Below are 14,414 nucleotides of genomic sequence, written 5' to 3'. Positions count from 1 at the left end.
GGCGTGCGCCCTGGCTATCCTCCTCAGCAGGTACTGGCAGCGACGACGGGGCGGGCAGCGCGTGGCGACACACGACGAGTGGGCACCTGAGGTGCCCACGGCAGGGGGCGCCGTCGTCGTCCGCGGGTACTCGGGCCTGACGGAGGTGGCGCGCGGCGGCGACAGCGTCGTCTACCGCGCCCGCCAGGACAGCCTGGGCCGGGACGTCGCGGTCAAGGTCGTCGACGTCACCGAGCCGACGGCGCAGGCGCGGTTCGCGCGCGAGCTCGCCATCACCGTGCGGCTCGGGCGCCAGCACCCGCACATCGTCACCGTCATCGACACGACGACGACGGCGGACGGGCGCCCCTGCCTCGTCATGGAGTTCCACGACCTCGGCTCCCTGCACGACCGGCTGCGCGAGCACGGGCCGCTGCCGGTGTCCGAGGTGGTCGCCGCGGGGACGGCGGTGGCCGATGCGCTGGCCTTCGCGCACGCGCACGGGGTGCTGCACCGGGACGTCAAGCCACAGAACGTCCTGCTGCTGCCGACGTCCTACGTGCTCAGCGACTTCGGGATCGCGCGGATGGCCGACGCCGGGCACACCGCCTCCCTCGAGCGCTTCAGCTACCGCCACGCCTCCCCGCAGGTGCTCGACGGCGCCGAGCCGACCGCCGCCGACGACGTGTGGTCCCTCGGCTCGACGCTCGTCACCCTGCTCACCGGCCGCGCCCCCTTCGCCAGCGACGACCCCGACGACGACTCCGCCCTCGCCTACCTGCGCCGCGTGCGCACCGGCCAGCGCCGGCCGCTGCCCGAGGACGTGCCGGCCGAGCTGCGCGCCGTGCTCGAGGCCTGCCTCACGCCCGACCGGGAGGCGCGGACGTGGAGCGCCGCCGACGTCCTCGCGGCGCTGCGGCGGGTGCCGACCGAGGAGCGCTCGTGGGCGCCGGGGACCGCCGCCGTCGAGCCGCCGGCGGCGACCGGACGTCCCCCGGCCGCGGGTTCCGACGCGGCGCGGGTGGCGCCGACGGACCCGGCGCCGGCGGACAGCGCCCTCGCGCCGGCCGCACCCGCGCCCGCGCCCGCGCCCGCGGCAGCTGACCAGGACGCACCCGAGCCCGGCCCGGCCCCCGCCGAGATCCAGGTTCCGGCGCTGCCCTCCGCGGTGGCGCCGTCGGCCCTGGCCGAGATCGCCGCCCAGGCGCCGCCGGACGACGAGCACACCTCGGCTCGTCCGGCCCCCGAGCCGAAGCCCGCGCAGCCGACCGCTCCTCCGCGTGGCAACCCCTGGACGCGGATCGCGGCCTTCATCGGCGGTGCGCTCGTCGTCGGCACCGGTGCGGGCGTGCTGTCCGCGCTGCTCGGTGACGACGAGGAGCCCGCCGCCGCGCCCAGCCCCACCAGCGCCGTCGAGGTCCCCACGCTCGACAAGCCGCTCCCGCCCGCGACCGGCCCGATTCAGGCGAGCACCGGCGACCCCGCCCTCGCACCACGCAACCCGGCGATCCTCGACAACGGCACTTCCGTGCTCCTCACCTGGGCCGAGCCGGAGCAGGAGGTCGACTACCTCCTCGTCCTCGACCCCGGCACCGGTGACGGGCCCGCGCGCGTGGTCCACCAGCTCACCGGCGACGCCCAGGAGCACACGGTCGAGGGCATCGACCCGGACGCCGGGGAGGTCTGCTTCGTCGTCGCCGGCTACGTCGTCGAGGACGGCGCGCCGGTGGCGGGAGCCAGCCCCGCGGCCTGCGCCACCCGCGGCTGAGCCGGGTCAGCGGCGCCACACGCGCGGGGTGAACCACCACCACAGGCGGCTGGGCCGGTGCTGGGTGCGGCGCAGGGAGCGCTCGACGGCGCGGGCGGTGCGCCAGTCCTCCGCGGACGTCCCGCGACCGGCCGGCCCGTCCGCCACAGGCGCGAAAGCGGCGGCCTCGGCGCGGGCGGCGAGGAGGAGAGCCTCCTCCCGGACGGACGGGTCCAGGGTGGCGACGACGTCGGGCGCTGTGTCCCCCGGGCCGGCCGGGCGGCCGGCGAGGGTGAGCGCGTCGAGCACCTGCGCCCACGCGCCGGGCGCGCCGGCCCGCTGCCAGCGCCGCCTCCGCACGAGCCGCAGGCCGAGGAGGGCGAGCAGCACCAGCAGGACCGCTCCCCCGGCCACGCCGGTGACGACGAGTGCGACCGGCGCCCCCGTGCTCGCCGCGCTCTCCTCGGACCCCGGCGCCGCGGTGCGCTGCTCCGGCGGGCTCGAGGCCGCGCCGGTCGGCTCCTCGGCCCCCGCCTCCTCCGGCTCCTCCTCGACGGCCTGCGGCGGGGTCGTCGTCGACTCGTCCGGGGTGGGGGCGAAGGGCACCCACCCGGCACCGGCGAAGTACACCTCCGCCCAGATGGTCGCGTGCCGGCCGCGGACGGTCACCCCGCCGTCGGCCGTGCCGTCCTCCGCGGCGCGGGCGAGGTCGAGGCCGACGACCAGCCGCGTGGGCAGCCCGACGCTGCGGGCGAGGACGGCGAAGGCGCCGGAGAACTGCTCGGCGGTCCCCACCTGACCCGCCTCCTCGGGCGGCAGGAAGAGGAACTCCATGAGCCGCCCGTAGGAGGAGCCGGACTGCGCGGCGAGGTCGTGGGTGCGCCCGGCGCGTACCGCCGCCTCGATCGCCAGCGCCTGCTCCAGGCGGCTGCCGGCGCCAGCGGTGATGGCCGCGGCCTCGGCGCGCAGCTCCTCGGGCAGCCGCGGCAGCTCGAGGTAGCGGCCCGCCTCGGCGGCCGGGGGCACGCCGGCCCGGGCGACCTCCTCCTCGGTTGGCGCGTCCCGCTCACCGGTGAGGTGGATGGTGAGGCCGGGCGCCGCGCCGCCGGGGAGGACGAGGGAGCCGGTGTCCACGTCCATGAGCACCTCGGCGCCGTCGACGGCCGTCGTGGTCCCGGCGGACGGCAGCCACACCCCGTGGAGCTGCTCGAGGACCACGGTGAGGTCGCTGCCGGCGCGGCGTGCGCCGTCGGCCAGGAGCGGGGTGTCGACGACCCCGACGGCGCGCAGGCGGGCGTCGAGGGTCCAGGCGGCGCCGTCGAAGTCCGCGAGGGTGGCGAGGGCGAGCCGCTCGGGCAGCGGCTGCGCGCCGGGGTGCACGGCAAGGAGAGCGCGGTCCGGGTCGAGGTTCCACGCGGCGACCTCAGGCACCGGGTTGCTCGCGTCGGCGGGCAGCTGCGGCGGTGGCACGTGGGCGCGCGGCTCGAAGGGCTCGGTCGCGGGCAGCGCGCCGGCGACGAGCGCGAAGGCGGCGGCGACGGTGGTCGCGGCGAGCGGGAGGGCGACCGAGCGGCCCTGCCCGTGCGCGGGCGCGTCACGCCCCGGCAGCAGCGTCCACCCGGCGGCGACGACGAGCACGAGGACGACGGCGAGCACCCCGTGACGGTCGGCCCGCCCCGCGCTGAGGAGCGCCCCGGCGGCGTAGAGCACCGCGGCGCCCACGAGCGGGGCGGCCCGCGCGGCACGGGAGGGCACGACGACGAGCGCGACGACGAGCGCGACGAGCCACACGAGCAGGAGCGCGGGCGCGAGGAGGTCGGGGGTGGTCGGGGCCGGGCGGGGCGCGGTGAGCAGCCGCGGGACGGCGTCGAGCAGCGGCCCGAGCGCCTCGAGCGCGGGGCTGGTGCGCCACGAGGGCACCGGGCCGACCGCGGAGTCGAGGACGACCATCGCGCCCGCGCCGCCGAGGGCGACCCCCGCCACGGCCACGGCCCAGCGCCGCACGCCCAGCGCCAGCCCGAGCGCGACGAGGCCGAAGGGCACGAGCGCCGCGAGCGCGAGCAGGGCCACCGTCCACGGCGAGCGGTAGGAGTCGGCGACCGGGACGGCGGCGAGCGCGAGGACGAGCGCGCTCCACGCGACGAGCGCGACGCGCTGCCTCACCGCGCCACCGCCGTCCGCCAGCCGTGGACGAGGTCCTCGGCACTGGGCCCCCGGAGCACGGTGACCCCCTCGCGGGCGGTGACGAGCGCCGTCGGGGCGTCGTCGACGACGAGGACCACGCCGGCCGGTGCGGCGGCGGCGTCGAGGAGGAGGTCGGCGAGGTCCGCGCCGGCGCCGGTGACGATGGCGAGCACGTCGGGGGCGCCGACGAGCGCACGGTGCGCGGCCGGCACGGGGCCGGTGACGGCGCGGACCTCGGCGAGCAGGCCGAGGACCGCGGGGTCCAGGCCGGCCCCGACGGGGCTCACCGGGCTCTCGGCGTCGACGCTGCCGGAGAGCGTGCGCACACGTCCGGGGCTCTCGGCGAGGGCCGCGGTGGCGAGCAGGGAGGCGGCGACGTCGACGGCCTCCTCGAAGCCGTCATCGGTGTAGCCGGCGGCGCGGTCGTCGAGGAGGACGGTGAGGTGCGGGGCGGAGGGGTCGGCGTCCTGGCGGACCATGAGTGTGCCGCGGCGGGCGCTGGTGCTCCAGTGGACGCGGCGCAGGTCGTCCCCGGGGGTGTACTCGCGCATGCCGACGAGGTCGGTGCCGCCGTGCTCGATGCGCTCGTCCGCACCGACGTGGCCGCGGCGGGCGCCCGGCGGCAGGCCGACGGCGTCCAGGACACGCGGCTCGACGACGACGGAGGTGTAGGTGCCGTGGCTGCGCCGGCTGCGCAGCAGCTCGGCGAGGGAGGAGCGGTGGAGGACGAGCGGCCCGAACTCCACGGTGCCGCGGCGGCGGGTGGGGATGGGGACCTCGGCCCGGACGCGCTGGCCCGGGGCCAGGCGGGGCAGCGGGAACTCGGTGGGCTCGCCGTCGACGAGGTCGACCCCGCGCGCGCTCACCGGGAGCCAGCGGGAGTCGTTGACGACCTCGACGCTCGCCGTGCACTCGTCCAGGCGCGCCACCCGCGGCGGGCGGGCGGTGCGGCGCACGCTCACCGGGGCGGGCAGGAGGAGGCCGACGACGGCGCAGGCCAGCAGGGCGGTCAGCCCCAGCCCCAGCCCGGTCACGCCCGGGTAGTCCGCCCACCAGCCGAGCGCGAGGAGGGCCGCGGCGGTGGCACCGGTGGCCCAGCCGCGCGACGTCGGCCGCAGCCGGCTCGGGGCGGCACCCGGCCCGCTCATGCCGGGACGGGGCGGGGCGCCTCCACCCGGTCGACGAGCTCGGTGACGACCTGCGCCGTCGTCGTCCCGGCGAGGACGGCGTCGCGGGTGAGGACGACGCGGTGCGCGAGCACCGGCACGGCGAGCCGCTGGACGTCGCTGGGCACGACGAAGTGGCGGCCCTGCGAGGCCGCGAAGACCTGCGCGCACGCGACCATGCCGCGCAGGGCGCGGGTGGAGGCGCCGAGGCGGAGTCGGTCGTCGTCGCGGGTGGCGGCGCCGAGGTCGCGCACGTAGCGCAGGATCGGCTCGGCGACGTGGACGCCGCGGAGCATGCGGCTCGCGGCGGCGACCTCGTCCGGGGTGGTCACCTCCCGGACCTCCTCGACGGCGCCCGCTCCCCCGCCGGGGCGCAGGACGTCGAGCTCGTGCTCGGCGTCGGGGTAGCCGAGGGTGATGCGGACGAGGAAGCGGTCGAGCTGCGCCTCGGGCAGGCGGTAGGTGCCGTCGAGGTCGATGGGGTTCTGGGTGGCGATGACGACGAAGGGGTCGGGGACGCGGTGCCCCACGCCGTCGACCGTCACCGTGTGCTCGGCCATGACCTCGAGCAGCGCGGACTGGGTCTTGGCGGCGGCGCGGTTGATCTCGTCGGCGAGCAGGACGTTGGAGAAGACCGGCCCGGGCCGGAACCGGATCTCGCCGCTGCCGGGCTCGAGGACCGAGGTGCCGGTGACGTCCGCCGGCAGCAGGTCCGGGGTGAACTGGATGCGCCGGGAGCTGCCGCCCACCGCGGCCGCGACCGCGCGGGCGAGGGTCGTCTTGCCGGTGCCCGGGACATCCTCGAGCAGCACGTGGCCGCCGGCGAAGAGCGAGACGAGCACGAGCTCGATCGCCGGGCGCTTGCCGCGCAGGGCACCGGCGACGGCGTCGACGGTGGACTCGTGCAGGACGCGGAACCGGGCGATGTCGTCCTCGGTCACGGCGGGGGCGGCACTCATGGGGTGGTCTCGTTCCTGTTCTCGGGGGCGGTGGGTGAGCTCTGGGCGACAAGTGAGCTGTCGGCGAAGGTGGGGGTGGTGAGGGCGCGGCGGAGGCTGCGCAGCGTGCCGGCGGCACCGACGAGGAGCAGCCCGGCGACGAGCACCGGCGGGTTCGGGACCTGCGGGGGCACCCACGGCGCCGGCACGATCTCGACGGGCGGGTCGCCGGGGACGGAGACGGGGTCGGTGCAGATCCCGGTCGTGAGGTCGCACTGCGCCCACTGGTTGCGCGGCGGCGCCTCGCCGCTGACCGCGGCCGAGCTGACGCCGGCCTCGACCGCCGTCATCCGCACCGTGATGCTCTGGAACTGCTCGAGGGCGCCCACGTACACCTGCCCGGCCCTGCAGGGGACGGTCCACGAGCCGTTCTGTGCACCGGAGACGTCGATCCTGCAGGTGCCGGTGTAGCCCGTCCAGCTCGGGTGGGCGAGGACGTCGACGTACATTGGGATCGCCGAGTCGTGGAGTCCCGGGGTGCCGCTGTAGACCCCGCTCAGCACCGCGTCCCCGTTGGCTGGGGGCGGCGGCGGGGGTGCGGGCACGCTCACCGTGGTGCTCACGGCGGCGCCGTTGCCCACCTGGCTCGTGGCCTGCACGCTCACGGTGAGCTGGCCGCCGGTCGTGCACAGGGCCTGACCGCTGCAGGCGACGGTGAGCGTCGTCGACGTCCCGCCGGTCGTCGTCGAGCCGGACGTGCCCCCACCGGAGTGCTCGACCCGGTACCCGGTCACGGGAGAGCCGTTCGCCGGGGCGCCGGAGAAGCTCACGGCCACGCGCACCTGTGAGCCCGTCCGGTCGACCACCGAGGCGCTGAGCCCGCTGACGGTCCCCGGCACGTTCGCCACGGTGACCTCGTTCGAGGCGGCGGAGACCGCCGTCGTCGACCCGAGCTGCGTCTCGACCTCGAAGCGGTAGGGCGCGCCCGGGGTGAGACCGGTGAGGACGACGTCGCGGGCGGAGCCGTCCGCCGTCGTCCCACCGCCGCCGAGTGGCCGCACGACGTAGCGGTCGGCGCCCGAGCTCGCACCGGTCCAGGTGACGCGCACCGAGCCGTCCGGCTGCGCGGAGGCGCTGACCCCACCGGCCGGCGTGGCCGGGTCCGGTCCCGCCGGGCAGTCCGCCGTCGTCACCTGGGCGGAGGCGGCGCCGTCGGTGCCACCCGCGTGGTGCGCGGTGACCGTGACGGTGAGCGTGCGTCCGCAGGTGAGGTCGGCGAGGACGGCGGAGCTCGCGCCGCCGCCGGCGGTGACGGCGGTGCCGTCCGAGGCGGCGACGGTGTAGCTCGCGGGCGCGTCCCGGGGTGGGGTCCACGAGACGCGGACGTCCTCGCCCTGCAGCTGGGCCGTGACGTCCGACGGCGCCGGGTTGCGCGGGCAGTCGGCGGTGCGGACGGTGTCGCTCGCCGCCCCCTCGGTGCCGTCGGCGTGGAGGGCGGTGACGGTGACGGTGAGCGTCCGCTCGCAGGCCAGGCCGGTGAGAGTCGCGGAGGTCTCGCCGCCGCGAGCACTCACGCGGGAGCCGTCGGACGCGGCGACCGTGTAGCTCGCCGGTCGCTGCTCGGGCGCGGTCCACGTCACCGAGACGCTGCCGTCGCCCTCCAGCCGGGCCGAGACGCCCGCCGGTGCGGGGTCGGGCGGGGTGGGCTGCGCGCAGTCCGCCGTCGTCACGGCGGCGGTGCCCACGCCGGGCTCACCGCTCGCGTACTGCGCCTCGACGCGCACGGTGAGGTCGCGCCCGCAGGTGAGTCCGGTGAGCGTGGCCGAGGCCTCGGTGCCGGGGACGGTGACGGCGCTGCCCTCGGAGGTGGCGACGACGAAGGCCTCGGGCTGCTCGACCGGCTGCGCCCACGTGACGAGCACGCTGGTGTCAGCCTGGAGCTGGGCGCGCACCTGGCCTGGCACACGGTCGGAGGGGTCGCCCGGGCCGTCGGTCGGCGGACCGTCGGGGTCGCCGGTGCCGTCCGGGTCGCCGGGGTCGCCCGGGTCGCCGGGGCCGGCCGGGTCTCCCGGGTCCGCCGGGTCGGTCTGGGGGTCGCTCGGGTCGTTGCCCGGACCGGGCGGCGCTCCCGGGTCGCTCGGCCTCGCGCCCGGGGGCCGAGGGTCGTCGTCGCGCGGGGCCGTGCCCTCGGTGGGCTCCCGGGAGGGGCGGCCGTCCGGCCCGCTCGTCTCCTCCCGCGACTCGCTGCTGCCGGGAGGTGCCGCGGGCGACCCCGGGCCGGCGGGCGAGGGCGAGAAGCCACCACCCGCACCCGGCCGTACCGGCGCCGGGCGGGTGGCGTCCTGGACGGGCACGTCGGCCGCGGAGATGTCGACGGTCGACGTCGTCCCGTCGGCCTGGACGATGACGATCCGACCGTCGGTGGGCGTGCGGACGATGAGGCGCCCGTCGTCGACGACGAGCTCGGGGTCCCCGCCGCCGGGGACGATGATGTCCTCCGCGGCGCGCGCGCCGGTACGGTCGAGGACGACGACGCGCCCGTCGCCCGGGCAGGGCACGTAGACGAGGTCGTTGAACACCTGCGGCGCCCCGGGCCGGCGGCACCCGATCTCGGAGACGGCGACGGTCAGCGCCTCCCGGTCGGCAAGCATGACGACGAGCCCGGCCTCGGGCACCGACGCGGGGGCGAGGTCGGCGGGCGAGGTCGGCGCCGGCAGCACGCTGCCCTCGAGGGCGGCGACGCTCACCGCGGTGTCGGCGCCGTTGCCCACCTGGACCACGACCCCGCCGTCGGGGGCGAAGACGGTCGCTCCGGCGTCGTGCGGGAGCAGGCGGGTCTGCTGGCCGGCGCCGGTGACGGGGCGGTCGGTGCCCACGCCCCACGTGCCGCCGCGCGCGTCGAAGGTGACCGAGCGCAGCTGGCCCTCGGTGGTGACGAGCCAGACCTCACCGGTGTCGTCGATGACGGCGTCGGCGAGGTCGTCGGTGCGGTAGGGGCGGCCGAGGTCGGCGAGCGTGAGCGGGTCGACGGCGCGCACGGTGCCCGGGGAGAGGTCGACGACGACGACCATCCCCCCGCCGAGCAGCACCTTCGTGTCCTCCCCGTCCAGGCCGCGCGAGCCCGAGGCGATGAGGGAGGCGAGGTCGATGGACGTGACGGTGCCGGTGGCGAGGTCGGTGACGACGAGGTGCCCGTCGCGCTGCGCGACGTCGAGCTCGCTGCCCGGCCCGCCGACGACGAGGCGCCGCTCGGGCTGCCCGGTCGCGGGGTTGATCTGGACGATGCGGCCGTCCTCGTCGGGCAGCCAGGTCTGGCCGTCGGACATGTCGATGACGGTGCTCGCGACCCCGTTGCCGACGAGCGCGCCCACGACGAGGACCGCACCGGCCGCCGCGACGCCGGCCTCGACGACGCCACGCTCTCCGCGCGCCCCGCGCGTCAGGCGGGCCCACGCGTCGGCGATCCTCCCCATCACGAAACTCCCTCGGCACCGCTGGCGGACAGCACGTGGACGACGTGGCTGGTCCCACCGCTGACGAGCAGCCCGCGTCCCGGCCCCGTGAGGGCCTCATGGCTGTTCATCGGGACCTGTGCGGAGATGAGAGTACCGTCACCCATCTCCGGGCCGAGGAGGATCCCACGCCGCGACCTGCGCACCGTCGCGACCAGGCCGAGGATGTGCTGGCGGGAGCGCGCCTCGTCCGGGTCGGCGACGACGACGACGGCGGTGCGCGGGGCCCGGAGGGTCACCTCGGCGAGGGCCTCGACGGCGGCGCGCTCGGCGCCGTTCGCCTCCCAGGCCCGCTCCCACTCGTGGACGTCGTCGACGAGGAGCAGCCGCCATCCGCCGTCGCCTCCCGTGTCGCCGACAGTCGAGTTCTGCGCCCACTCGACCACCGCCTCCGGGCTGTCGAGGACGACGTCGGCCACCTCGCCCGGGCGCAGCGGCTCCCCCGCCGTCGTGACCGGCTGGGTCGCCCGCGGCCCGACGAGGACGACCTCCGCCGGCGGCTGCTGGGAGCGGCGCACGAGCTGGGCGAGACCGGCGAGGAAGCCGGTGCGCCCCGAGCGGGACCGGCCTGTGACGAGCAGCGGACCGCCCAGCAGCGGCAGGCTCACCCCGGAGACGAGGTTCTCCTCCACCCCGACGACGACGTCGTCGCTCGTGGGCGCCGGCAGCAGGTGCTGCGGCAGGAGGGTGGGCATGACGGGCACGGGCACGCGCGGCGCCTCGGCGTAGCGGTCGGCGACGACGGCGGCGAGCGCGTCGAGGCGCGCGGCCTGCTCCGGGGTGCCGGGGGCGCCGACCGTGGCGACCTGGACCTCGTCCTTGCCGGCGAGACCTCGGCCGGGGGCGGAGTCCGCGTCGAGGACGTCGCCGGGGACTCCGAGCATGGGGTAGTCGTCCGCGACGGTCATCCGCAGGACGAGCCGCTGGCCGAAGGCGGCCTGCAGCTGGCTGGGCAGCCCGGTGCGCTGGGGCGCGGTCGCGGTGACGTGGACGCCGCAGCGGCGCCCCTCCTGGAGGATCGTCACGAGCTGCTCGCCGTGCTGGCGGCGCAGCGCGCCCCCGCCCTCGAGCGCCTCCATGACGGCCGGCAGGTTGTCGACGAGCAGGTGGATGCGCCGCATCGGCTCACCGACCGTGGCGAGCGCGTCGACGTCGGCCACGCCGTGCGCGGCGAGGACGGACCCGCGGTGCTCGACGCTCTGGTGCAGCATCCGCACCAGGCGCAGCATCCGCTCGAGCTGCTGGACGGTGACGACCGAGCCGACCGAGGGCAGCCGCTCGAGGGAGGCCAGTCCCCCTCCCCCGGCGTCGATCGCGTAGACGCAGGGCGGGGCGGGCTCGTCGGCGCCGGTGACGGTGGCCGCGAGGGTGCGCAGCAGCTCGGTCTTGCCGGAGCCCGAGGCCCCGAAGACCAGGAGGTGGCCGGCGCGGGCGAAGTCGACGACCCACGGCACCTGCTCCTGCTCGGTCGGCCTGTCGACCATCCCGAGCAGCGCCTGGCCGGGGCCGACCGTGGCGCGCGTGCCGCTCTCCTCGCCGAGGAGGAAGACGCCCGGCGCGGCGCAGGCGAGCTCGACGACGGGCGGCATCGCCGGCACCCACGGCCGCTTCGGGGCGGGGCGGCCGGAGCGGCGGAAGGCCGCCGTCGTCGTCTCGACGATGCGCTCGAGGTCGGTGAGCTCGTGGACCGTGCCGGCCTGCGCCGTCGTCGTCTGCTCGAGCCCGCGCGCGGTGAAGGGGGCGACGACGACCCGCTCGCGCTGCTCGGCGGCCTCCTCGCGCGCGCCCACCCAGGCGACCTGGACGAGCTCGCGGGTGCCGTGGCCGGTGCGGCGCAGCCAGGCACGGCCGGGGTTGCGGCGCGAGATGTGGGCGGCGTCGGGGGCGTCGATGACGTCGACGGAGTCGTCCGGGGAGGCGACGCGCAGGGCGATGCGCAGGTCGGTGTTCGCCTTGATCTGCGGGGTGACGACGCCGGCGGGGCGCTGGGTGGCGAGCAGCATGTGCATGCCGAGGGAGCGGCCGCGCTGGGCGATGGAGACCATGCCGTCGACGAACTCGGGGACCTCGGCGAGCAGTGCGGCGAACTCGTCGACGCAGATGAGCATCGACGGCGGCGCGACCCCCGGGTGGCTCGCCTCGAGCGCGACGAGGTCCTTGGCGCCGTACTCGTTGAGCAGCCGCTCGCGGGCGCTGAGCTCGGCGTGCATGGACACGAGCGCGCGCTGGACGAGCGCCGGGGTGAGGTCGGTGATGTAGCCCACCGTGTGGGGCAGCTCGGCGCACTCGCGGAAGGCGGCGCCGCCCTTGTAGTCGACGAGGAGGAAGTTGATCCGCGAGGGCGGGTTGTTGAGCGCGAGGGAGCTGATGAGGGACTGGAGCAGCTCGCTCTTGCCCGCGCCGGTGGTGCCGGCGACGAGCCCGTGCGGGCCGTCCTCGCGCAGGTCGATGGTGACGACGCCGTCCGCCCCGGCACCGAGCTGGGCACGCAGGCCGCGGCCGGCGGACCAGCGGGCGAGGACGGCGTCGACATCGTCGAGGGAGGCAAGGTCAGCGGCGAGCTCGGGCAGGCGCACCTGCTGCGGGACGAGCGCCTCGGCCGCGACCGTCGCGGCCTCGTCCTGGTAGCCGGACAGGGCCCGGGCGGTGCGCCAGGCGCCGGTGAGGTCGAGCTGGTCGATCGCGGTGAGGGGCGCGACGCCGCCGCGGTCGCGGACCTTGACGGCGGAGTCGTCGAGGTCGACGACGAGACCGGTCGCGGCGGGCACCTCCTCGATGCGCTCGCCCAGCCACAGGACGCGCAGCCGGCGGTCGGGGTCCGCGGCGACGGCGGCGAGCCGCTCGACGGCACGGCGCGGGAGGCCCGCGTGCTCGTCGACGACGACGAGCGTGTGGCTCGCGGCGGCGTCGACGGTGAGGAGGTCCTCGAGGAGCACCTGTCCCTCCCCCGGGCCGACGGCGACGCACGGGCCGCCGCCGCTGCGGCGGGCCGCGTGGGGCAGCCAGCGCAGCCACGACTCCATCCCCGCCCGGCCGCTGCCGAGGGCGGCGGCGACGGTGAGGTCGGTCGGCGAGTGGGTGACGCCGAGCCGCACGAGCACGGCGCGGGCCCAGGCGTCGGTGCGCTCGGTGGGGCCGGTGACGGCGACGAGCGGGTGGTCGGCGAAGCGCACCGGCACGGGCATGTCCTGCAAGGTGGAGCGCGCGGCGACAGCGGCGGCGAGCTCGGCACGCAGGGCGCGGTCACCGCTCGTCACCGCCTTGGCCTGGACGAGCGCGGGGCGGGGGCCGCGGCCGGCGCGGACCTGGAGGAAGTCGGCGTCCTCCGCCTGGCGCACCCACACGCGGTGGTGGCGGGAGGTGGCGCGGTCGCGGACGACGTCGAGGTCCGGGTCGTCGTCCTCGGCGTGCTCGCGCTGGGCGGCTGCGGCCGTGTCCAGCGCGGCGAGGACGTCCTTGACGTCCTGGCGCCACAGCCGCGCCTCGGCGGCGTGCTCCTGGCGTGCCTGCCGCTTCTGGACGACGTGGTTGGCGACCATCATGAGCGGGAAGCCGACCATGAAGACGAGGGAGATCGCGCTGCGGGTGGTGGCGAACATCGCCCCGCCCATGAGCGCGGGCATGAGCATCATCGGCCACGGGAAGGGGATGTGGCGGGGGGAGGCCGGCGGGCTGGGCACGTCGAGCTCGGCGGGCACGACCTCCTCCCCGAAGCGCGGCGGGCGCAGCACGCCACGCTCGCGCCCGGCCACGGCGCCCTCGCGCAGGGTGAAGACGGTGCCACCGACCTCGATGTGCTCGCCCCACTCCACGGGCGTGGGCGCGGTGACCGGCCGCCCCGCGACGCGGGTGCCGTGGGCCGAGCCGGCGTCGTGCACGAGCGGGGTGCCGGAGAGCATGACGCGGGCGTGGGTGCGGCTGACGAGCGGGTCGTTGAGCCGGATGCCGGCGTCGGCACCGCGGCCGACCGTGACGACGTCGCCCGTCACCGGCACCTGCAGCCCGGCGTCCGGTCCCGTGAGGACGTGGACGACGGCGCGCGGCCGGGTGCTCGTCGCGGGGCGGGTGAGCCAGTCCTCGGTGACCGAGGAGACGGTGAGGACGTCGCCGTCGCGCAGGCCGGCGTCGGCGAGGCGGCGGGAGGCGGGCCACGGGCGGCCGTCGGTCGTCGGGGCGAGGAGGAGGCGGGAGTGGTCACCGCCGAGGTGCGCGCCCAGGCGAGCGGCGAGGTCGGCGACCGAGCCGTCCGGCTCGGCCTCGACGACGACGTCGACCGGGGAGAGCCGGCTCTCCTTGCTCGGCAGCACGCTCAGTCGCCACATCGCGGGGCTCCTCCTCGGGTCCGGTGCCGCCCGAGTGGGGCACTGGGTCCGACGGTAGGGAGGGCCCGGGAGGGGGTCCAGGGCTCGCGGGGTGGAAGGTTCCGCCTCATGGGCGGCCGACTGTCATGCGCTGAGCCGGGTGGCGAGCTCCGCGGCGTCGACGAGGAACCACACGTGGTGGCCGCGGTTGGACTCGCGGACGAAGTCGCGCAGCGCGCCGCTCGCCTCGAGGTGGGCGCTGATGTCCCCGAGGACGACGAGGCGCAGGTGGTAGTTGACCAGCTTCTGGGTGACCGCGCCGGCCAGGCCGGTGCGCAGGTCGAAGAAGGCCGGCGCCAGGCGCTCGGCGGGCACCGCGACGACCTCCGCGCCCGTCCCCCACGTGTCCCCGACGAGGTCGAGGGCGTCCTGCTCGGAGGCGATGGCCCGCCCCTCGGGCGGCAGGTGGAGGACGACGGTGCTCCCGACGGTCTGGACGCTCATGAGTGCACGCTAGGACCGACGACGACGGCGGCGCGAGGCTTTTCGCGCTCGCCCGCCCGGGCACCTGGTCACCTGCGACACTG

7 protein-coding genes are annotated in these 14,414 nt (G+C 77.2%); 1 reads left to right on the top strand and 6 read right to left on the bottom strand.

Annotation, left to right across the window (positions count from 1 at the left end; genetic code table 11):
• Positions 1-91: 91 nt before the first annotated feature.
• Positions 92-1,747 carry a protein kinase domain-containing protein gene (locus AA0005_RS06610; protein WP_413452619.1) on the top strand — a complete coding sequence of 552 codons (1,656 nt, stop codon included), beginning with the start codon at positions 92-94 and terminating at the stop codon, positions 1,745-1,747.
• A 6-nt stretch (positions 1,748-1,753) separates the two neighbouring features.
• Here AA0005_RS06610 and AA0005_RS06605 read toward each other — a convergent pair whose 3' ends face one another.
• From AA0005_RS06605 to AA0005_RS06580, 6 genes are all read right to left on the bottom strand, one after another.
• Positions 1,754-3,889, bottom strand: coding sequence for a transglutaminase domain-containing protein (locus AA0005_RS06605; protein ID WP_413452618.1), 2,136 nt, complete (start codon positions 3,887-3,889; stop codon positions 1,754-1,756).
• A complete protein-coding gene (locus AA0005_RS06600) occupies positions 3,886-5,058 on the bottom strand; it encodes a DUF58 domain-containing protein (RefSeq protein ID WP_413452617.1) in 1,173 nt (390 codons plus the stop codon). Before AA0005_RS06600 ends, AA0005_RS06605 begins: the two co-directional genes overlap by 4 nt.
• Positions 5,055-6,035 carry an AAA family ATPase gene (locus AA0005_RS06595; RefSeq protein ID WP_413452616.1) on the bottom strand — a complete coding sequence of 327 codons (981 nt, stop codon included), beginning with the start codon at positions 6,033-6,035 and terminating at the stop codon, positions 5,055-5,057. The genes AA0005_RS06600 and AA0005_RS06595 overlap by 4 nt, the downstream gene beginning before the upstream one ends.
• The gene (locus AA0005_RS06590) at positions 6,032-9,487 is read right to left on the bottom strand and encodes a fibronectin type III domain-containing protein (protein WP_413452615.1); all 3,456 of its coding nucleotides are present in this window, start codon (positions 9,485-9,487) and stop codon (positions 6,032-6,034) included. The genes AA0005_RS06595 and AA0005_RS06590 overlap by 4 nt, the downstream gene beginning before the upstream one ends.
• Complete coding sequence (locus tag AA0005_RS06585) at positions 9,487-13,848, bottom strand: FtsK/SpoIIIE domain-containing protein (protein ID WP_413452614.1); 4,362 nt, start codon at positions 13,846-13,848, stop codon at positions 9,487-9,489. The genes AA0005_RS06590 and AA0005_RS06585 overlap by 1 nt, the downstream gene beginning before the upstream one ends.
• Before the next feature lie 123 nt (positions 13,849-13,971).
• On the bottom strand, positions 13,972-14,331 hold the full coding sequence (locus AA0005_RS06580) for a DUF4180 domain-containing protein (protein ID WP_413452613.1): 360 nt from the start codon (positions 14,329-14,331) through the stop codon (positions 13,972-13,974).
• Positions 14,332-14,414: the final 83 nt, after the last annotated feature.

Origin of the sequence: Georgenia phoenicis, assembly GCF_047302425.1 — a bacterium.
Classification (GTDB): domain Bacteria; phylum Actinomycetota; class Actinomycetes; order Actinomycetales; family Actinomycetaceae; genus Oceanitalea.
Note: the sequence above shows the minus strand (reverse complement) of the source record. Positions and strands in the feature narration are given on the sequence as shown.

Excerpts from the sequence above, each read along its gene's own strand:
- AA0005_RS06580 (WP_413452613.1), bottom strand. The coding sequence starts at position 14,331 with ATGAGCGTCCAGACCGTCGGGAGCACCGTCGTCCTCCACCTGCCGCCC.
- AA0005_RS06595 (WP_413452616.1), bottom strand. The coding sequence starts at position 6,035 with ATGAGTGCCGCCCCCGCCGTGACCGAGGACGACATCGCCCGGTTCCGC.
- AA0005_RS06585 (WP_413452614.1), bottom strand. The coding sequence starts at position 13,848 with ATGTGGCGACTGAGCGTGCTGCCGAGCAAGGAGAGCCGGCTCTCCCCG.
- AA0005_RS06600 (WP_413452617.1), bottom strand. The coding sequence starts at position 5,058 with ATGAGCGGGCCGGGTGCCGCCCCGAGCCGGCTGCGGCCGACGTCGCGC.
- AA0005_RS06590 (WP_413452615.1), bottom strand. The coding sequence starts at position 9,487 with ATGGGGAGGATCGCCGACGCGTGGGCCCGCCTGACGCGCGGGGCGCGC.